Genomic DNA, 19,140 nt, shown 5'->3' with positions numbered 1-19,140 from the left:
GCTGGCTTCATGCTGACGCTGCTTCTATACGTGCTCATCGTCGGGTTGGTCGCGGCGATGCTGTTCCTCGTCGCCAGTGCGGTATTCGGGCGGTCCGAGGAGCTCGGGCCCTTACCCGAGGGGACCACCGCTACCGTGCTGCCCGCCGACGGCGTCACGGGGGCCGATGTGCGGGCGTTGCGATTCCAGCAGGTGGTGCGCGGGTACAAGGCCGGCGAGGTCGACTGGGCGCTGGGCAGGCTGGCCGAGCGGATCGACGAACTCGAGTTCGAGCTGGCGCAGGCTCGGCAGTGGCAGGCGCAGGTGGCGGCGGGCCAGGATCGCGGGTGAGCGAGCTCGCCGACGACGGCCTCGTGCGCTGCGACTGGTCGACCGGCTCGCAGCTGTACCGCGATTACCACGACACCGAATGGGGTCAGCCCCTGCACGGTGACGACGCCATGTTCGAACGGCTCTGCCTCGAGGCCTTCCAGTCCGGGCTGGCCTGGATCACCGTCCTGCGTAAGCGGCCCGCCTTCCGCAGCGCGTTCGCCGGTTTCGAGATCGCGAAGGTCGCCGAGTTCGACGATCACGACCGCGCGCGGCTGCTGGCCGACGCGGGCATCGTGCGAAACCGCGCCAAGATCGACGCGGTGATCAACAACGCCCGGGTTGCTCGCGACCTGCCGGTGAGCCTGGACGAGCTGCTGTGGTCGTTCGCACCCGCGCCACGCCCACGGCCGGCCTCGATCGAGAATGTGCCCGCCACCACACCCGAATCCATTGCTCTGGCAAAGGAATTGAAGCGCCGAGGGTTCGCTTTCGTCGGTCCGACGACGGCGTATGCCCTCATGCAGGCAACCGGCATGGTGGACGATCACCTGGATGTTTGCTGGGTGACAGCGGTACCGAACGGAACCGACTCCGCAGTCACATTTCGCACTCAGGTGTCCGCCCGCGACGGCAATAGGGAAGAATAGGACCGGTGTGGCCCGCCGAACACCCGGCGAGCCCGCTGGTTGGCGACAACCGGCAGACGAGAAAACAGTGCGCAGAACCACCGCGCAGATCTGGAGGGAGCAGAGGATGGCGGCCATGAAGCCCCGTACCGGGGACGGTCCCCTCGAAGCAACCAAGGAAGGTCGTGGAATCGTCATGCGGGTTCCACTCGAGGGTGGCGGGCGTCTGGTCGTCGAACTCACACCGGACGAGGCTGCGGCGCTCGGTGACGAACTGAAGAGCGTCACCAGCTGAATGCGCTGACCGAGGTCGCCGCACTTCTGGCCTGCCCGGAGTGCGGCGACGAGCTGCAACCGCACGATCGTGCGCTGAGATGCGGTACCGGTCACAGCTTCGACATCGCCCGCCAGGGCTATGTGGGACTGCTGACCGGCGCATCGACGAAAATGACCGGCGACACCGCCGACATGCTCGACGCCCGCGCCGCTTTCCAGGGTGCGGGCCATTTCGCCCCGATCGCCGCGGCGATCGCTCGTGCCTTCGACACCGCCGCGACGGTGCTCGAAATCGGGGCGGGCACGGGCTACTACCTCGCCGACGTGCTCGACGCGCATCCCGATGCCCTCGGCATCGCCTTGGACGTGGCCAAGCCCGCCGCCCGCCGCGCCGCGCGGGCGCACCCGCGCGCGGCCTCCGTGCTGGCCGACGCCTGGCGTGGCCTGCCACTGCGCGAGGACGCCGTCACCGGCGTGCTCTCGGTGTTCGCCCCGCGCAACCCCGCCGAGGTCGCCCGCGTCCTCGCGCCCGACGGACGCTTCGTCGTCGTCACTCCCACGGCGCGTCATCTGAGCGAACTGATCGGCCCCCTCGGCATGGTGGGCGTCGATCCGGACAAGGACCGGCGCCTGGCCGACTCGCTCGCCGGCGCGTTCGCCCGTGCTGAGCACACCCTCGTCGAGTTTCCGATGAAGCTGTCGCGCACCGATGTCACCCGTGTCGTCGCGATGGGCCCGTCGGCGTTCCACCGCACCCCCGCCGACGATCCACGCATCGCGGCACTCTCGGACACCACCGAAGTGACGGCGTCGGTCACCGTGTCGACCTATCTGCCGAACCGCTGACCTAGCGCAACACACTCCGGTACACGTCGAGCGTGTGCTCGGCGATCCGCGCCCAGTCGAACTCCGCGATCGCCCTCGCCCGCCCGGCCTCGCCGTAGCGCACCGCCAAGGCCGGATCCCCCGCGACCTCGTTCACCGCGGCGGCGAGCGCGCGCTCGTACTCCCCGGTCGCCTCGGGGTCGTAGTGCACCAGACGCCCGGTGACCCCGTCGTCGACCACCTCCGGAATCCCGCCGACATCCGAGGCCACGACGGCGGTCGCGCACGCCATCGCCTCCAGATTCACGATGCCCAGCGGTTCGTACACCGACGGGCACACGAAGACCGACGAGGCGGACAGGATCTGGCGGACCTGCTCGGCGGGAAGCATCTCCTTCACCCAGAAGACGTTGCCGCGCTGCCGCTGCAATCCGTCGACGGCGGCGGCGACCTCCACCTCGAGTTCCTTGGTATCGGCCGCACCCGCGCACAACACCACCTGGATGTCGGGGGCGAACAAGGCGGCCGCGGCGAGCAGGTGCCCGACGCCCTTCTGCCGGGTGATCCGCCCGACGAAGGACACGATCGGCAGGTCGGCGCGCACGCCGAGCCGCTCGAGCACCGGCGCCTCGTCGGCGGCGGGCGGGCCGGGGTGCCACACGCTCGCGTCGATACCGTTGTGCACCACATGAACTCGATCGGGGTCGATCGCGGGATAGGCGTCGAGCACATCGTGGCGCATGCCTTCGCTGACCGCGATCACCGCGTCGGCGTTCTCCATCGCATTGCGTTCCGACCACGACGACAGCCGATACCCGCCACCGAGCTGCTCGGCCTTCCACGGCCTGCGCGGTTCCAGCGAATGCGCGGTGAGCACATGGGGGATCCCGTACAGCATGGCGGCGAGATGACCGGCCAGGCCCGCGTACCAGGTGTGCGAATGCACCACGTCCACGCCGCCGGCCGCGTCGGCCATCCGCAGCTGCGCCGACATCATCTGCAACGCGGCGTTGGCGGCGTACAGCTCGGGGTCGGGGCGATGCACCACAGCACCGGCGCGCGGCGCGCCCATACAGTGCACGGTGACGTCACAGAGCTCACGCAATCGGGAAGTGAGTTCGGTGACATGTACTCCCGCACCGCCGTACACCTCGGGGGGATACTCCCGGGTCAGCATCGCCACCCGCAGCGCTTGCGCTGGAGTCTGCTCGCTGTCGGTGCCATCACTCACCGGTCCAAATTAGACCCTCGGGTCGACATGGGCCACCGTAACCTCGCTGGCCCTGTACTTTGAGCAGGGTGAGGAGCCAGCCGCACGTACTCGGGATCGTGCTCGCCGGTGGCGAGGGCAAACGACTGTTTCCACTCACGGCCGACCGCGCCAAGCCGGCGGTTCCGTTCGGTGGCGCCTACCGGCTCATCGACTTCGTGTTGAGCAACCTCGTGAACGCGGGATACCTGCGCCTGTGCGTGCTCACCCAGTACAAGTCGCACTCACTCGATCGCCACATCTCCCAGACCTGGCGGCTGTCCGGCTTCACCGGTGAGTACATCACCCCGGTGCCCGCCCAGCAGCGTCTCGGGCCGCGCTGGTACACCGGCAGCGCCGACGCGATCATGCAGTCGCTCAACCTGATCTACGACGAGGATCCCGACTACATCGTGGTGTTCGGCGCCGACCACGTGTACCGGATGGATCCGGAACAGATGGTGGCCAGCCACATCGCCTCGGGTGCCGGCGTCACCGTCGCGGGGATCCGGGTACCGAGGGCCGAGGCCAGCGCGTTCGGCTGCATCGACTCCGACGAGTCCGGCAAGATCACCCAGTTCCTGGAGAAGCCCGCGCACCCGCCGGGTACCCCCGACGACCCGAACGTGACGTTCGCGTCGATGGGCAACTACGTGTTCACCACCCGCGTGCTGGTCGACGCCATCCGCGCCGACGCCGAGAACTCCGATTCCGACCACGACATGGGCGGCGACATCATCCCGAAGCTGGTCGCCGACGGCAAGGCCGCCGTCTACGACTTCGCCGACAACGACGTCCCCGGCGCCACCGAACGCGACCGCGGCTACTGGCGCGACGTCGGCACCATCGACGCCTTCTACGAGGCGCACATGGACCTGGTCTCGGTGCACCCCGTCTTCAACCTCTACAACAAGCACTGGCCGATTCGCGGCGCGGCGGAGAACCTGCCGCCGGCGAAGTTCGCGCAGGGCGGGCTCGCCCAGGAATCGATCGTCGGGGCAGGCTCGATCCTGTCGGCGGCCACGGTCCGCAATTCGGTGCTGAGCTCGAACGTGGTGATCGAGGACGGCGCGACGGTCGAGGGCAGTGTGTTGATGCCCGGTGTGCGGATCGGGCGTGGCGCGGTGGTGCGCCACGCGATCCTGGACAAGAACGTGGTGGTCGGCGAGGGCGAGATCATCGGCCTCGATCTCGACCGTGACCGCGAGCGTTTCGCCGTCAGCAACGGCGGTGTGGTCACCGTCGGCAAGGGGATCTGGGTCGGTTAGCCCCGCGAGGCGCAGAGCAGACCGTCACCGATCGGGATCAGCACGCTGGTGAGCTCGGGGTTCTCGGCGATCGCCCTGGTCGCCGCGCGCACGGCCTGCGTCGCCGGGTCACGCTGTTCCTGGTCGGGCACCCGCCCGCCGAGTAGCGCGTTGTTGAGGATGAACGCGCCACCCGCACGCAGCAGCCGCACGCCCTGTTCGACGTAGTGGGGGTGTTCCATCGGCGCCGCGTCGATGAAGACCAGGTCGTAGGAGCCATCGGCCAGCCGGGGCAGCACGTCCAGCGCGCGCCCGTTGATCAGGCGCGTGCGCGACGGGGTGATCTCGGCGGTCCGGAACGCCTCCTTGGCCGCGCGCTGATGCTCGGGCTCGGAGTCGATCGTCGTCAGGGTTCCGTCCTCCCGCATCCCGTCGAGCAGCCACAGCCCGCTGACGCCCGCTCCGGTACCGACCTCTACCACCGAGCGCGCGCCCAGCATCTGCGCGTACATGCTCAGCAGCGCGCCGACCGCCGCGGGCACCGGCGCGGCACCCAATTCGGTGGCCCGCTCACGCGCTTCGAGAAGGACCTCGTCCTCGACGACGGACTCCTCCACATAGGCCAGGTTCCGCTCCACGTTCGATGCCACAGCTATGAGGCTAAGCCACCGGAGGGGTATGTGTATTCAGCAAAGGGACGGATCCGGCACTGTGTCGCACAGATCCCGAACAATTGCCGAAGGTTTGCGGATCGGTCACAACAGTCCCCGAACTGCTGGTTCTCCGTTGCCGGCGGGACTAGGCTCGAGTCCGACCAGAATTCTCAGGTCACACTCAGGATCTCCACACCTGACCCATATCAGCGCAGGAAATAGTTGCCCTACGCAAGGCCAGCCGATCGCGGCGGGCACGAGGCTCGGGAACAACCACACACAGTTGCTGGTTGATTGTCGGTAAGCAAGGTTCGCTGACCCGGACCAGCAAGGTTTCGTGCCAGCGGTCCCGAGTAGGAGGTGTCCCATCCCGATGGTAGACACGGCGCGTCAAGACGCCACCGACCAGACTCTGCCCGCTGATCTCATCGCGGCAGAAGCCGAAGAACTCGACGCCGAACTCACCGGCACCGCCGCTTTCGACGCGACCGGCGATCGCGCCGCCATGCCGTCCTGGGACGAACTCGTCCGCGAACACGCCGACCGGGTCTATCGCCTGGCCTACCGCCTCTCCGGCGATGCCCAGGACGCCGAGGACCTCACGCAGGACACCTTCATCCGGGTGTTCCGCTCGCTGCAGAACTACCAGCCCGGCACCTTCGAGGGCTGGCTGCACCGCATCACCACCAACCTGTTCCTCGACATGGTCCGCCGCCGCAACCGCATCCGGATGGAAGCGCTGCCCGAGGACTACGACCGGGTGCCCGCCGAAGGGCCGACCCCCGAGGACGCCTACCACGACTCCCGTCTCGACCCGGACCTGCAGAAAGCACTGGATTCGCTGGCGCCGGAGTTCCGTGCCGCCGTGGTTCTGTGTGACATCGAGGGTCTGTCCTATGAGGAGATCGGCGCCACGCTCGGTGTGAAACTGGGGACCGTGCGCAGCCGGATCCATCGCGGGCGTCAGGCACTGCGCGAGTACCTTGCGCATAATGGAAGTGAGCAGCGGTACTCCGCTGAAGCCCCATCGGTGTGACGGGTGTTCCGACGTCACCCGGTGGCTCAGGTGATGTCGGTCGGAAGGAAGAAATCCGCATGAGTGTGGACCCCAGTGCCGCAGGTCGCCCGCCGCGCTTTCAGCCCACCGAGCACTTGGCCAGTGAGGCAGTCGCGGCCTTCGTCGACGGCGAACTGCGGATGAACGCGTATCTGCGCGCCGCCCAGCATCTTTCGGTCTGCCCCGAGTGCGCGGCCGAGGTCGATGCCCAGCAGCAGGCGCGGATCGCGCTGCGCCGCGCCGCCGAGGTGGCGATTCCGCGCAGCCTGCACGACAGTCTCTCGCGTATTCCGCTGGCCGACCTCCCCGGCAACGCACCCCAACCGCAACGCCGTAACGAGGCATTTCTCGGATTCATCACAGATTCCTTCACCGCGACCCGGTGGACAACGTGGCGGCGCAAGTAGAGTCTGCGACGTGACAGGCGAATCGACGAATTCCGGATCGGCCGACCACTCGGATTCGGGGGCTGAATCACCCAGGGTGGATGCACGCACGGACGCGCGGGGCACCCTGCGCCCTTCCGACGCGCCGAACCTCGGCCCGCGCCCGGTCTACCGGCCGCACATCGACAGCCACACCGCGCGCGCCTTCCGCCGCCCGAACGGCCAAGCCGGTTCGTTCGCACCGCACGACCCCCAGCGCGTGGCCGGTAAGGACGCCGACGACGGAATCGTCCAGCGCCCGCCGGACGGCGTGCTCGCCGAGGCGTTCGCCCGGCCCGAGGGCTCCTCGGAGCTGCTGCAGCGCGAGCCCGGCGCCGACGAGCCGAAAACCGTCGTCGCGGGTCCGGTGGATCCGTGGCGTGACCCCGACGCGGCGGCCAGGCTCGGTTCGCCCGCCGTCGACACTCCCCCGCCCGCCCGGCTGCCTGTCGCGGACAAGCTGAGCGCGCGCGAGGTGCTGTTCGGTTCGCGGGTGGCGCCCAAGGCGCTCGCGATCTTGGCCGCGCTGGCGCTCGGCATCGCCGTGATCGGCGGCCTCGTCGGCCGCGTCACCGCGGAGACCGCGTCCACGCTCACCTCACGCAAGGTGACCCTCGATCAGAGCGCGGGTGTCGAGACTCCGCACAGTCAGATCGCCGCCGTCGCCAATGCCGTCCTGCCCTCGGTGGTGTCGATCCGGGTCACCGTCGGCGACAACGGCGCGACCGGTTCCGGCGTGGTGATCGACGGCGGCGGGTATGTCGTCACGAACAATCACGTGATCTCGATGGCCGCGACCGACAAGTCCAACCGGGCCGCCATCCAGGTGCAGTTCTCCGACGGCACCCGGGTGCCCGCGCAGATCGTCGGCCGTGATCCCAAGACCGACCTCGCGGTGCTCAAGGTCGAGGCGAAGAACCTGACCGTGGCCAATCTCGGCAAGTCCGCCGACGTCCAGGTCGGCGACGACGTGCTGGCGGTCGGTTCGCCGCTGGGCCTGAGCAAGACCGTCACGTCCGGCATCGTCAGCGCCCTGCACCGTCCCGTGAAGCTCGCGGGCGAGGGCAGCGACACCAACGCGGTGATCGACGCCGTCCAGACCGACGCCGCGATCAACCCGGGTAACTCCGGTGGCGCGCTGGTCGACATGCAGGGCCGCGTGGTGGGCATCAACACCGCCATCCGCAGCGAGACCGGCGGTTCGGTGGGCCTCGGCTTCGCCATCCCGGTCGACGTGATGACCACCGTCACCCAGACCCTGATCCGCGACGGCCAGATGCACCACCCGACCATGCGCCTGGCGGTCCGCACGAAGACTGTCGCCAACGAGGTCACCAGCGGCGCCCAAGTTGCCGATGTCGCCCCCGACGGCCCTGCCGGGCGGGCGGGAATCAGTGAGGGTGACGTGATCGTTCGGGTCGGCGACCGTGAGGTCACGAGCGCGGATGAGTTCACAGTGGCCGAGCAGTCGCATCAGATCAATCAGACCGTGATCGTCCAGCTCATTCGGGACGGCCGCAAAGTGGATGTGCCGGTGACCCTGGAGTCCGATTAACCCTGCCGAAATTCTTTCTGGCGCAACAGTAGTCGTACGACATAGACTCGGGGGCGTTCGATTCGGAATTACCTGGGGAGGGTGACGATGCTTCGTCTCGTCAAATTGTCAATCGGATCTTCGATCGCGATGGTCGCGCTTGCCGCAGCGTTGGCGACGCCGGCCGCAGCGGAAACCAACGACCAGTACGTCGACTGGTTCGTCTGCCAGCAAACCGGCGGGAAGACGGCGGTGGCGACAGACGGTCAGGAATACTGCTACAACGGACCGCACCACGGCAAGATCGTGGTGTATCCCACGTAGAAGTATTTTCATCCGAATGCCAGGTGGTCGATAGGCCACCTGGCATTTGTTGTTCGTTTGGGCGCAATCACCTCATTCCGGTACCGGCGTCCGGCAACCGGTAGTCTGAGATCTGTGTTCAGCAACATCGGGTGGAGCGAGATGATGATTCTGCTCGTCGCCGCCCTAGTGATCCTCGGCCCGGAGCGACTGCCCGGTGCCGTCCGCTGGACCACGGGCGCGCTGCGCCAGGCGCGCGACTACGCCAGCGGCGCCACTTCCCAGCTGAAGCAGGAACTCGGGCCGGAGTTCGACGACCTGCGCAAACCGCTCGCGGAGCTGAACGAGTTGCGCGGGATGAGTCCGCGGGCCGTGGTCACCAAGCACCTGCTGGGCGGTGACGACTCGGTGCTGCGCGATCTGGAGAGCGCGGTGCCCGATAAGCAGCAACTGTTCGGCACCAGTAGCGGCATGCCCGGCACCCCGGCCAAGCCCGAGCCGCAGAAGTCGCTGGAGCGCAACGAGCGCCCCCCGGTCGACTACGACGCGACCTAGCACGCCCCGGACCAGGGAACACACCGCACGGTCGGCATTTGCTACGAGGTCGCGCCGGCCGAACACTGCGGCGGCGACCTCGCCCGTCTGTGATTTGCCGACAATCCGCGTCCGAGACTGTTGTCTCGCAAGACAGTTCGATGTCAACCGATATAGACACACAACGCTGTCGAGCTGTCTAGACTTCGCACATGTCGGCCGATGACGTGGCACGAGTTTTCGCGATCGAAGACAAGGTCGAGAGACTCAAAGCAGCCACCGACGGGGTGGCGGCTGCCCAGCAGACCATCAACGAACTAACGAGGATCCGGCGAGCCGTGATCCGGGAACTCCATGCCGACGGCTGGACGTTCGCGCGGATCGGTGCCGCCGCCGGATTGTCGCGTGCGCGCATCCACCAGGTGAGCACCCAGGGCCCCGTGCCCGAGGGACTGTTCTTCGGGCACGGCACGCTGACCGTGCTCGCCCCCGAGGTCCGCTCCGGCAGGCTGCTCGGCGCACCCGACCCACAAGCCGCCCAACGCCTGGCCGAGCTCCTGCGACAGCTCGGCTTCGCCGCGAATGTCGAGACGTTCATGCCGGGCAGGCCGATCGACCTCAATCGCGACGGGCTGGTGATTCTCGGCGGGCCCGAGCTCTCGCCGAGCCTTCGTCAGCTGGTGGTGGCCGATCCCCGCCTGCGCCGCACCGTCACCCGTGCGGGCGATACCCGGCGTGGCATCGAGGACAGGGCCGCGCGCCGCGTGTACCGGCCGGGCGGCACCGAACCCCACGACATCGCCTACCTCGCCCGGCTGCCCCGGCCCGACCGCCGCGGCAGCATCATGCTGATCGACGGGCTGCACCCGCCCGGCTCGCTGGGTGCGATCCGATTGCTGGCGACCCGGTTGGCGACCCTGCACGAGCGCGCGAGCAGTCATCTGTTCTCTGTTCTCATCGCAGTCCGGTACGACCGCGCAACCGGTGAACCAGTTGATGCGGATCTACTCACCCCGGTATACCGGCATGAAACAGACCCCAAGTTGGCTACGACCCGGGTTCGTCCATAGTCTGAATTAAACTTGCCATACTTGGTGATCTGCATCACTGTACTGTTATGGATCACAAGTCGCCCGCGATGGTTAGATTGCTAGCGAGTAACCGAGTGTGAGTAGGTGAGCATCAGATGTTCTCGTCTCCTGAGGCCGGCGCATGCCGGGTTCTGCCCGTGCACGCGAGTGGTCACCCAAGGCCCGTTCCGCCCTTCGACGCGGGGCCGGCCAGCGGCGACGTCATCGTCACCACCCATCGCATCACCTACAGCGACCGGCTGAAGGTCTTCATCGGCCCGCACGAGGACGTGGACAGCTTCTTGCGCCCCCTGCGCCGGATGGACGGTCATCAGCGTTACGCGCTCGATCTGACCGTGCTGCCCGAACCGGTGCCCGCCACCGAGGTCACCACCTCGGTGAGTTCGGCGCGTGGCGATCTCGCGCTCGGTTGCGCGGGCTCGGCGGACGCGATGACGCTGCAGCTGCGCAGGACGGTCGATCACGTCACCCGGCGCTTCACCCTCGGCCTACCCGGCGGGCGGCTCGGCCTGCCGACCGTTTACCTCCCGCACGGCGACGAGGACACCTACGTCTACCCGGAAGAGGTGTTCACCGCCGACAACGCGGTGGAGATCTTCCGCGACTTCTTCCACACCGGTGCCGTGCCGCCCGGCCTCCAGCAGCGCGAGATCCTCGACTGATGACTCCCGGCCGCTCGCCGCGCGAGCATGCCCGGAGATAGCTAGGCTGGTCAGCACGGTCACAACGCCCGGACGGTGATCGTGGAGAGGCCGGTGCGCGATGCGTGATCTGCTCGGGCAGGTGCTCGAAGTGCTCCCCGATCAGGCCCTCGCGCTGGCCAGGATCGTCGACCGGACCGGTGCCGGGCCGCGCGAAACCGGGGCCGCGATGGTGGTCACCGCAGACGGACGGGTCCTCGGCTCGCTGTCCGGCGGCTGCGTCGAATCGGCGGTGCTCACCGCCGCCCACCAGGTTCTCCTCGACGGCCACGCCACCCTCGAGCGATTCGCCGCCGCCGATGAACTCACCGTCGGCCTGCCGTGCGGTGGCGAGATCGAAGTCTTCGTCGAACGCCTCGATCGCACCGACCTGCCCACACTGCGCGCACTCCACGCCGCGCTCGACGCGCGCCGCCCGGTCGCCTACGCCACGACCCTCGAGTCGGCCCCCGACCGAAAACTGCTGTACCCCGGCGCTTCCTCGCCATGGCGCGGCCTCGATCACGACGCCGCCGCCCTCCTCACCGCAGGCCACAACGGCCTCGTCGGCGCCCAGGACTGCACCCCGGCCCAAGCCGACCGCCCCCGCACCTTCGTGCAGGTCTTCCGCGCGCCCGCCCGGATGATCCTGGCCGGCGCCAACGACTACACCCGAGCACTGACCGTCGCCGCGATGAACCTCGGTTACCACGTCACCGTCGTCGATGCCCGCGAGACCTTCACCACCCCGATCCGTTTCCCGGCAGCCGACGAGGTGGTCGTCGACTGGCCGCATCGCTACCTCGACGCGGAACAGGAGGCCGGCCGCGTCGACGGTCGCACGGTCGTCTGCGTTCTCACCCATGACCCGAAATTCGATGTCCCCCTGCTGGCTTCGGCCCTGCGCCTGCCCGACGTCGGATTCATCGGCGCACTCGGCTCCCGCCGGGCGCACGCCGAACGCACTGTCCGCCTGCGCGATGCCGGCCTCACCGCCGCCGAAACTGCCCGCATCCGCAGCCCGCTCGGCCTCGACCTGGCCGCCGACACGCCCGAAGAAACCGCCGTCTCCATCCTCGCCCAGATCCTCGCCGACCGGGGAAACACGACGGCACAACCCCTGGCGAACCTCGACGGCCCCATCCACCGCCGCCCGAATTAGCGGCGCCTCGAAAATACGAACAACCCGGCACCTGTTCATCCGCGAACAATTTCGATACAGTTTGTTTCAAAGTTCTGGAACAGATTGTCCGGAAGGAGTTCGGTGCGACCACCCGATCCACGAACGGTGCGCAGTCGTGACACCGCGCTCACCTCGGCTCGCGAACTATTGATCGAGCAGGGATTGGCCGGGCTCACGCACGGCGCCGTCGCGGCGCGCAGCGGGATCAGCCGGGCCACCCTGTACCGGCTCTGGCCGGAGCCGACCGATCTGGTTCGCGCCACCCTGACCCAGCACATCACCCTCGCGCAGCCGGAGCCGACCGGGGATCTGCGCGCCGATCTACTGACCGAACTGACGGCCACTCACGCGATGCTGCACGAACCGGCCACCGAGCAGGGCATGCGGGTGATGATCGAGAGGGCCGCTGTCGACCCGAGATTCGCGCAGGTCAAGGAGGCGCTGTACCGGTCGGGAACCCGGGCCGCGCGCACGACCTTGACCGAAGCCGTCGCCCGCGGGGATCTGCCTGCCGAACTCGATGTCGACCTCGCGCTCGATCAGCTGCACGGTCCGCTGTTCTTCCGTCGTCTGGTCGCCAACCGGACTTTCGACCTCGACTATGTGCGTGATGTCCTCGACGACTTCCTCCGCACCCACTCCCCGAAACACCTACGTCAGCAAGGAACTTCGTGACATGACGACCGTCGTCTCCAGAAACCTCTCCGCCCCGCGTGTTCTCGTCGCGCTCGTCGCGGTCATCACCGTATTCGGCGCTCTGCTGGCGGATTTCATCATTCCGGCGGGAGCGGCACAGCATCTGCGCAACGACGCGTGGCCGCCGCACGCGAAATTCCACGACGCCCAATACATCGCCATGTCGATCCTGCTCGGCGGGCTCGCGTTGACGCTGCTGCTCCGGCGCGATGCCACCCGGACGCGCTTGTGGACAGCCTGCGCGATCCTGGCCACGCCGTGGCTCGGCCTGCTGGCGGCAATGCTGTTTCCCGGCACCGCCGTTCACGATCCGGAGTTCGCCGCCACCACGATCATCGGCCTGCATCCGCAGGTGTTGCTGGCGGTGATCCTGTTGGCGCTGCTGACCGTCGCCGTCACGCTCAGCGCGCGTCATCGGGACTGACACACCGCGGGCGCCGCACCCGGTCCACCGACCGAGGCGACGCCCGAGGTGGACGACTACGCCGCGACTTGTTCGGGGCGAAGGGTTTTCATCGGAGGGCGGTCTTCGAGGGAGACCGTGGTGGTGTGGGCGATGAATTCACCCTCGATCAACGGGAACTGGGTGAGGGGGGCGCCGGAGTCGGGGACGCCGCTGCGGCGCAGGGCGGTGCCGAGGATCTGGCGGCTCATGACGCCCAGATCGGCGAGGGGGCGGTTGCGGTGGGTGCGGACGCCGAGGTTCACCTGGGTGATGGCGTCGAGGCCCATCGTGTCGTAGGTATCGAGGAGCAGACCGATTTCGACGCCGTACCCGGGCGCGAAGGGAACCGAGGTGAGGAGCTCCCGGGTGCCCGCGTATTCGCCGCCCAGCGGCTGGAGGACCTGCGCCAGTTCGGGACGAAGAGCGGCCAGCAGTGGTCGGGCGACGAGTTCGGTGACGCGGCCACCGCCGTTGGCGTCCACCGACTCACCCTGACGTAACGGGCGGCGGTAGTACGCCTTGGACAGGTGGGTGCCCTGCATCATCAGCAGCGGGCCGAGGAGCTTGGGCACGAAGGCTGGGTCGGGATCGATCAGGTCGGAGTCGACGAAGGCGATCAGGTCGCCGGTGGTGGCCGCCAGCGACCGCCACAGCACCTCCCCCTTACCGGGGACCGGGTCGAGTTCGGGAACGGCCTCCTCGCGCGAGATCACCTCGGCGCCCGCCGCGCGTGCGCGTTCGGCGGTCGCGTCGGTGGACCCGGAGTCCAGCACGATCAGTTCGTCGACCAGCGTGCCGAGCAGCGGCCGGATGCTGGCCACGACATCGGCGACGGTGTCCTGTTCGTTCAGCGCGGGCAGCACCACCGAAACGGTGCGGCCCTCCTTGGCGGCGACGAGTTCGCCGACCGTCCAGTCAGGGGTGTCCCATGTGTGGGTAGTGGCCCAGGCGGGCTCGCGGTGTTGGATTTTCATGCCAGACCTCGCAGAGTTCGTGCGGGGGGCCGGATGCCCTGGATCGCGGCGATCATGTCCACGACCCGCCGGGTTTCGGCGACTTCGTGAACCCGGAAGATCCGAGCGCCCGCGGCGGCCGACCATGCGGTTGCCGCCAGTGTGCCCTCGACCCTTTCGGTAAGACCTACCCCTAGAGTCTCCCCGATAAAATCCTTGTTGCTCAGTGCCATCAGGACTGGCCATCCGGTTTTTACAAGACCGTCGATTCCGCGCAACAACTCGAGCCCGTGATAGGTGTTTTTCCCGAAATCATGAGTGGGATCGATCACGATGCCATCGGCTCGCACCCCCGCGGCCGCGGCGTTCTCGGCCGCGGCGACCACCGTCGCGGTCACCTCGGCCACCACATCGGCATACCGGACACGGTGCGGCCGGGTGCGCGGCACGGCGCCACCGGTGTGACTACAGACGATGCCCGCGCCGGTCTCGGCGGCGACGTGCACGAGATCGGGGTCGGCGCCGGCCCAGGTGTCGTTGATCAGGTCGGCGCCCACGGCGACCGCCGCCCGCGCGACGTCACCACGCCAGGTATCCACACTGATCAACAGGTCCGGATACTTCGCCCGGATCGCCGCGACGAACGGCACCACTCGCTGCGTTTCCTCGGTCGCGTCGACGGTGACACCCGGCCCGGCCTTCACCCCGCCGATGTCGACCAGATCGGCGCCCTCGTCGACCGCGCGCGAGACCCGTTCCATCGCGGCCTCGTCACTGAACGTGGCCCCACGGTCGTAGAACGAGTCCGGCGTGCGATTCACGATCGCCATCACCAACGCGCGATCCGTCGCCACCTCGCGCCCGCAAAAAGTCTGCTCGGTCCGCCTCCCCGGGACTTCTGCCGACAACTCGGGACCGCGACTGCTGGTGCTCCGGGCAGGCGGTTCGTTCTCTGGTCGGGGTCCGGGCGTACCCGACGAGTTACCGATGTTCATGCGAAATCAGACGTTACCTTGCTACCTCGGGGCTTTGCCGACGGCAACGTCAGCCGCGTATTCGTCGTAAGCCGGGATGTAGCCGTCCGCCGGGCCGGACAGCACGTACAGCTGACTGTGCGGGTCGGGTGCGTAACCCTGCTTGCGCAGTTCCACCTTCCGGCTCTTGAACGTCGAGGTCTGTTCCAGCTCCTGCACCACTCGCACGTACAGCGGGACCGCGTACAGCGGCAGGCGCCCGTAGGCGGTGGCGGCCAGTGCCTTCCCGTCGAACGCGGCGTCGGTGGCGAGGGTGATCGCGGCCATGCCCGCTTTGCCGTCGGTGCCGGGGATGTCGACACCGTAGACGACGGCCTGTTCGATGCTCTCGTTGTGCCCGAGCGCGCCCTCGACCTCCGTGGTCGCCACGTTCTCACCCTTCCAGCGGAAGGTGTCGCCCAGCCGGTCGACGAACGCGATATGCCAGAAGTGCTGATCGCGGACGAGGTCGCCGGTGTCGAACCAGCAGTCGCCCTTCTTGAAGCCGTCGCGCACCAGCTTGGACTCCGACGCCTTCTTGTCGGTGTACCCGTCGAACGGCTGACGATTGTTCACCTTCGCGAGCAGCAGCCCCACCCCGCCGGACCGCACCCGGCGCAGCTTCCCGTCCTTACCCCGCCGGGCGTGGCCGGTCTCGTCGTCGTACTCCACCACCGCGTACGGCAGCGGGCACAGCCCGGCGGTCCGGTCGACGCCGAACGCGTTGACGAACGCCAGCGGCGCCTCGCTGGACCCGTAGAACTCGACCACCCGGCTGATCCCGAACCGGCGACGGAACTCGTCCCACAGTTCGGGCCGCAGCCCGTTGCCGACGGCCAGCCGGACCCGGTTGCCCCGCTCGGCGGGCCGCACCGGCTGGTTGATCAGGTACCGGCACAGCTCACCGATGTAGATGAACGCGGTGGCCCGTTCGCGCGCGATCTCGTCCCAGAACCCCGACGCCGAGAACTTGCGGCTGAGCACATAGGTCGATTCGCCCGCGAGCACCGCCGACAGCGCGACCGTGAGCGCGTTGTTGTGATAGAGCGGCAGGCAGCAGTACAGCGCGTCGTCGGCACGCAACCGGACACCGAGCCCGCCGAGCCCGGACATGCTCTTGGTCCAGCGCTGATGGGTCATCACACTGGCCTTGGGCAGGCCGGTGGTGCCGGAGGTGAAGATCAGGAACGCCCGCTCCCCCGCCCGCACCCGCTCGCACACGGCAGGATCGGAATCGGCCGCGGTGCGGGCGGATTCGGCCAGTTCCTCGGCGGGGAGCACGTTCGCCGCGGGCTCGGGCAGCGATTCCAGCGCCTCGGCGCACTCCTCGCCGACGATGTTGAGCACGCTGCCGAGCAGTCCGATGCTGTGGGCGAGGACCTGATCGCGCTGGTTGTAGTTGAGCAGACCGACCGTGGCGCCGAGTTTGAGCACGGCCAGTACCGTGAACAAGGTCTCGGGCCGGTTGGTCATCAGCACACCGACCACATCGCCGCGGGAAACCCCGCGCGCGGACAGCACCGCGGCGTAACGGTTCACCTCACCGTTGGCGGCGCGATAGGTGTAGGAACGGCCCTCGAAACGCAGGAACACCCGATCGGGTCTGCGGTGCGCGACCCGCTGGAAGTACAGGCCGATAGAGGCTTTGTCCTTGGGCCCCACCAGCATTCCGCGCGCGTTGCGCAGCATGCCGGGGGCGTCGAGTGCCATTGCGGGCAGGGCTTTGGCCAAGTCGAACACGCTTACCGTGTCGCGGGCGTCTTTGCTCACGTCGATCTCTCCTACTGGGCTGCCGGTTCGAGCGCGGCGAACGCGGTGGGCAGGTCGGTGGCCACGACGAGGCGCTCACGCGCCTGCCTGGGCACAATTGTGCGTTCGGACAGTTCATCGATCCAGCGGAACAGGCCGTCGTAGAAGCCGTTCGCGTTCAGCAGGACCACGGGTTTGGCGTGTTCGCCGAGGTAGCCCCCGGTCCAGGTCTCGAACAGTTCCTCGAGTGTCCCGATGCCACCCGGCAGGGTGAGGAACGCGTCGGCGCGCGCTTCCATCAGCTGTTTGCGCTGGCGCATGGTGTCGGTGACGAGCAGTTCGTCGGCGTCGACATCGGCGACTTCCTTGTGCACCAGGTGTTTCGGGATCACGCCGATGGTGTGCGCGCCACCGGCCCTCGCCGCGGTCGCGACCGCGCCCATCATCGACACGTGACCACCGCCGGAGACCAATTGCCACCCGCGCCGGGCGATTTCGGTGCCGACTCGCGCGGCGAGGCTGATCAGATCGGGATCGGTGGTGCTGGCGGAGCAGTAGACACAGACGGAATAGCTCACCATTGATCCTCGGTGCCGAGACGTTCGATGTTCGCGTGGTCGCCGGTCTCGCCCTGGATGATCCGCACGACCTCGTCGACGCTGTCGGTGAGCTGGATCAGATCGAGATCCTCGGGCGAGATCTTGCCCGAGCCCGCCAGCGAGCTGCGCAACCAGTCGACCAGGCCCGACCAGTAGTCGACCCCGAACAGAATGATCGGGAACCGGGTGATCTTGCGGGTCTGCACCAGGGTGAGCGCCTCGAACAATTCGTCGAGGGTGCCGAAGCCGCCGGGCAGGCAGACGAAGGCCTGGGAGTACTTCACGAACATCGTCTTGCGGACGAAGAAGTACCGGAAGTTGATCCCCAGATCCACCCAGTTGTTGAGCCCCTGCTCGAACGGCAGCTCGATGCCGAGTCCGATCGAGTAGCCGCCCGCCTCCGAGCAGCCACGGTTGGCCGCTTCCATCGCGCCGGGCCCGCCACCGGTGATCACCGCGAAACCGGCTTCGCTGAGCGCGGTGCCGATCGCCTTGCCCGCCACGTACTCGGGATGATCGGGACCCGTACGCGCCGAGCCGAACACCGTCACCGCGCGCGGAATCTCCGCGAGCGCACCGAAACCCTCGACGAACTCGGCCTGGATCCGCAGCACCCGCCACGGATCGGTGTGCACCCACTCGCTGTCCTGCCGCGTATCGAGCAGGTTCCGGTCGGCGGTCCGCACGCCGGGCTTGCGCTCCCGGCGGAACATCACCGGCCCACGGAACTTCGGCTTGGCCTTCCCAACCTGTTCATCAGCGGAATCGGTAGACATGAACCCAACCTACTGTGTTGGATTCCGGGCACGGGCGCGCAGTTGGCGGATCGGCCGGGCCACGGCCACCCCGCGCACTCGATCGAGCCGAAGGATTCTCTGTGTCGCTTGCAGTTCCGGCGCGTTCCGGTCGCGTTCTCGCGGTGCTGGTCGCCCTGGCCGGTGCGTTGATCGCCGCGTTCGTCGTCGCGCCGCGCCTGCTGGCGAACGGTACGGGCGCCGGCTTCGGTGACGAGAGCGATCTGCGGCGAGCATTGCGCACGGCCTTCGCCGAGTACTGGCAGGCCGGAACCCGGGACTTCCCCGCCGAGCTGACGACGGTGGTCGACTACTGGTTCCGCTATCACCTCGCCAAAGCGGTGCTCGCGGCGATGCTGCTGGCCGTGCTCGTCGCGCTGGCGGTGCTGCTCTGGCGGGCGTTCCTCGTGGCGGGTGCGGCCGGACGCGGTCAGCGGGTGACGCTCGCGGCATCGGGTGGCGCCGCCGCGGTGCTGGCGCTGTGCTCGCTGGCGCTGGTGCTCGCGAACGCGCAGGGCGCGCTGACGCCCTTCGCCTCGCTGTTTCCCTTACTGCCGGGCGACGAGCCCGCCACGGTCCTCGCCCAGGTCGACCAGCGGTTGGCCGACGGCACCCGAACACCCCCGCTGGATGTGATGATCGAGGAGTTCGCTCGCTATCACGTCGCGATGGCCGCGCTCGCCGCCGTCACCGCCGTTTCGCTCGTCGGGGTGTGCGCCTTCCTGTGGCGTGCCGCCGTCTGGTCCGCCGACCGGCGCTCTCGCCGCGTCCTCGCCGTGTTCGGCACCTTCTCGGCCGTGCTCGCGCTGAGCATGGTCGTCGTCGCCGTCGCGAACACCACCAACGCGTCGGACCCGGTCCCCGGTCTGGCGGCCCTGTTCACCGGCGGTTGGTGA

23 protein-coding genes are annotated in these 19,140 nt (G+C 68.1%); 16 read left to right on the top strand and 7 right to left on the bottom strand.

Annotated features, from left to right (window positions below):
- The first annotated feature begins 9 nt into the window (after positions 1-9).
- The 4 genes from ACWFRF_RS25735 to ACWFRF_RS25720 all read left to right on the top strand — a co-directional run bounded on the left by ACWFRF_RS25735 (position 10) and on the right by ACWFRF_RS25720 (position 2,060).
- Positions 10-330 (top strand): DivIVA domain-containing protein, encoded by a 321-nt coding sequence (locus ACWFRF_RS25735; RefSeq protein ID WP_378638270.1) that lies wholly within the window; start codon positions 10-12, stop codon positions 328-330.
- Positions 327-959, top strand: a complete 633-nt coding sequence (locus tag ACWFRF_RS25730; RefSeq protein WP_449963706.1) for a DNA-3-methyladenine glycosylase I — start codon at positions 327-329, stop codon at positions 957-959. The genes ACWFRF_RS25735 and ACWFRF_RS25730 overlap by 4 nt, the downstream gene beginning before the upstream one ends.
- Positions 960-1,065: 106 nt before the next feature.
- A complete protein-coding gene (locus tag ACWFRF_RS25725) occupies positions 1,066-1,233 on the top strand; it encodes a DUF3117 domain-containing protein (RefSeq protein WP_011211259.1) in 168 nt (55 codons plus the stop codon).
- Positions 1,230-2,060 (top strand): putative RNA methyltransferase, encoded by an 831-nt coding sequence (locus tag ACWFRF_RS25720; protein WP_452452797.1) that lies wholly within the window; start codon positions 1,230-1,232, stop codon positions 2,058-2,060. Before ACWFRF_RS25725 ends, ACWFRF_RS25720 begins: the two co-directional genes overlap by 4 nt.
- 1 nt (position 2,061) lies before the next feature.
- Here ACWFRF_RS25720 and glgA read toward each other — a convergent pair whose 3' ends face one another.
- Positions 2,062-3,228: a glycogen synthase gene (gene glgA, locus ACWFRF_RS25715; RefSeq protein WP_452452795.1), complete on the bottom strand. Its 1,167-nt coding sequence runs from the start codon at positions 3,226-3,228 to the stop codon at positions 2,062-2,064.
- Positions 3,229-3,338: 110 nt separating this feature from the next.
- Between glgA and glgC the strand changes: the two genes are divergently transcribed.
- The gene (gene glgC / locus ACWFRF_RS25710; protein WP_378993377.1) at positions 3,339-4,556 is read left to right on the top strand and encodes a glucose-1-phosphate adenylyltransferase; all 1,218 of its coding nucleotides are present in this window, start codon (positions 3,339-3,341) and stop codon (positions 4,554-4,556) included.
- Here glgC and ACWFRF_RS25705 read toward each other — a convergent pair.
- Positions 4,553-5,185, bottom strand: a complete 633-nt coding sequence (locus ACWFRF_RS25705) for an O-methyltransferase (protein WP_378638264.1) — start codon at positions 5,183-5,185, stop codon at positions 4,553-4,555. The genes glgC and ACWFRF_RS25705 overlap by 4 nt on opposite strands.
- A gap of 376 nt (positions 5,186-5,561) precedes the next feature.
- Between ACWFRF_RS25705 and sigE the strand changes: the two genes are divergently transcribed.
- From sigE to ACWFRF_RS25655, 10 genes are all read left to right on the top strand, one after another.
- On the top strand, positions 5,562-6,224 hold the full coding sequence (gene sigE / locus ACWFRF_RS25700; protein ID WP_378638262.1) for an RNA polymerase sigma factor SigE: 663 nt from the start codon (positions 5,562-5,564) through the stop codon (positions 6,222-6,224).
- A 59-nt stretch (positions 6,225-6,283) separates the two neighbouring features.
- Positions 6,284-6,652, top strand: a complete 369-nt coding sequence (locus tag ACWFRF_RS25695) for a hypothetical protein (RefSeq protein ID WP_378993375.1) — start codon at positions 6,284-6,286, stop codon at positions 6,650-6,652.
- 10 nt (positions 6,653-6,662) lie between these two features.
- Complete coding sequence (locus ACWFRF_RS25690) at positions 6,663-8,225, top strand: trypsin-like peptidase domain-containing protein (protein WP_452452647.1); 1,563 nt, start codon at positions 6,663-6,665, stop codon at positions 8,223-8,225.
- A gap of 105 nt (positions 8,226-8,330) precedes the next feature.
- A complete protein-coding gene (locus ACWFRF_RS25685) occupies positions 8,331-8,528 on the top strand; it encodes a hypothetical protein (RefSeq protein ID WP_452452645.1) in 198 nt (65 codons plus the stop codon).
- Positions 8,529-8,642: 114 nt separating this feature from the next.
- Positions 8,643-9,062: a Sec-independent protein translocase protein TatB gene (gene tatB / locus ACWFRF_RS25680; RefSeq protein WP_378993370.1), complete on the top strand. Its 420-nt coding sequence runs from the start codon at positions 8,643-8,645 to the stop codon at positions 9,060-9,062.
- Between the two features lie 191 nt (positions 9,063-9,253).
- Positions 9,254-10,111, top strand: a complete 858-nt coding sequence (locus tag ACWFRF_RS25675) for a hypothetical protein (RefSeq protein WP_056813397.1) — start codon at positions 9,254-9,256, stop codon at positions 10,109-10,111.
- 116 nt (positions 10,112-10,227) lie between these two features.
- Positions 10,228-10,794, top strand: coding sequence for a hypothetical protein (locus ACWFRF_RS25670; RefSeq protein WP_378993368.1), 567 nt, complete (start codon positions 10,228-10,230; stop codon positions 10,792-10,794).
- A gap of 100 nt (positions 10,795-10,894) precedes the next feature.
- Positions 10,895-11,974 carry an XdhC family protein gene (locus ACWFRF_RS25665; RefSeq protein ID WP_452452642.1) on the top strand — a complete coding sequence of 360 codons (1,080 nt, stop codon included), beginning with the start codon at positions 10,895-10,897 and terminating at the stop codon, positions 11,972-11,974.
- Between the two features lie 102 nt (positions 11,975-12,076).
- Positions 12,077-12,670, top strand: a complete 594-nt coding sequence (locus ACWFRF_RS25660; protein WP_378993365.1) for a TetR/AcrR family transcriptional regulator — start codon at positions 12,077-12,079, stop codon at positions 12,668-12,670.
- 1 nt (position 12,671) lies between these two features.
- Positions 12,672-13,115, top strand: coding sequence for a DUF6640 family protein (locus ACWFRF_RS25655; protein ID WP_452452640.1), 444 nt, complete (start codon positions 12,672-12,674; stop codon positions 13,113-13,115).
- A 56-nt stretch (positions 13,116-13,171) separates the two neighbouring features.
- Here the strand turns inward: ACWFRF_RS25655 and ACWFRF_RS25650 are convergent, their stop codons facing one another.
- From ACWFRF_RS25650 to ACWFRF_RS25630, 5 genes are read right to left on the bottom strand one after another with little or no spacing between them, the layout of a single operon-like run.
- Positions 13,172-14,110, bottom strand: a complete 939-nt coding sequence (locus tag ACWFRF_RS25650) for a glucosyl-3-phosphoglycerate synthase (RefSeq protein WP_378993362.1) — start codon at positions 14,108-14,110, stop codon at positions 13,172-13,174.
- The gene (gene folP, locus ACWFRF_RS25645; protein ID WP_379312882.1) at positions 14,107-15,084 is read right to left on the bottom strand and encodes a dihydropteroate synthase; all 978 of its coding nucleotides are present in this window, start codon (positions 15,082-15,084) and stop codon (positions 14,107-14,109) included. The genes ACWFRF_RS25650 and folP overlap by 4 nt, the downstream gene beginning before the upstream one ends.
- A gap of 21 nt (positions 15,085-15,105) precedes the next feature.
- Positions 15,106-16,872 carry a long-chain-acyl-CoA synthetase gene (locus ACWFRF_RS25640; RefSeq protein WP_452452638.1) on the bottom strand — a complete coding sequence of 589 codons (1,767 nt, stop codon included), beginning with the start codon at positions 16,870-16,872 and terminating at the stop codon, positions 15,106-15,108.
- 11 nt (positions 16,873-16,883) lie between these two features.
- Positions 16,884-17,432 (bottom strand): LOG family protein, encoded by a 549-nt coding sequence (locus ACWFRF_RS25635; protein ID WP_378638240.1) that lies wholly within the window; start codon positions 17,430-17,432, stop codon positions 16,884-16,886.
- On the bottom strand, positions 17,426-18,226 hold the full coding sequence (locus tag ACWFRF_RS25630; RefSeq protein WP_378652287.1) for an LOG family protein: 801 nt from the start codon (positions 18,224-18,226) through the stop codon (positions 17,426-17,428). Before ACWFRF_RS25630 ends, ACWFRF_RS25635 begins: the two co-directional genes overlap by 7 nt.
- Before the next feature lie 101 nt (positions 18,227-18,327).
- Between ACWFRF_RS25630 and ACWFRF_RS25625 the strand changes: the two genes are divergently transcribed.
- A complete protein-coding gene (locus tag ACWFRF_RS25625) occupies positions 18,328-19,140 on the top strand; it encodes a hypothetical protein (RefSeq protein ID WP_452452635.1) in 813 nt (270 codons plus the stop codon).

This window comes from Nocardia sp. NPDC055165 (assembly GCF_053606985.1).
Note: the sequence above shows the minus strand (reverse complement) of the source record. Positions and strands in the feature narration are given on the sequence as shown.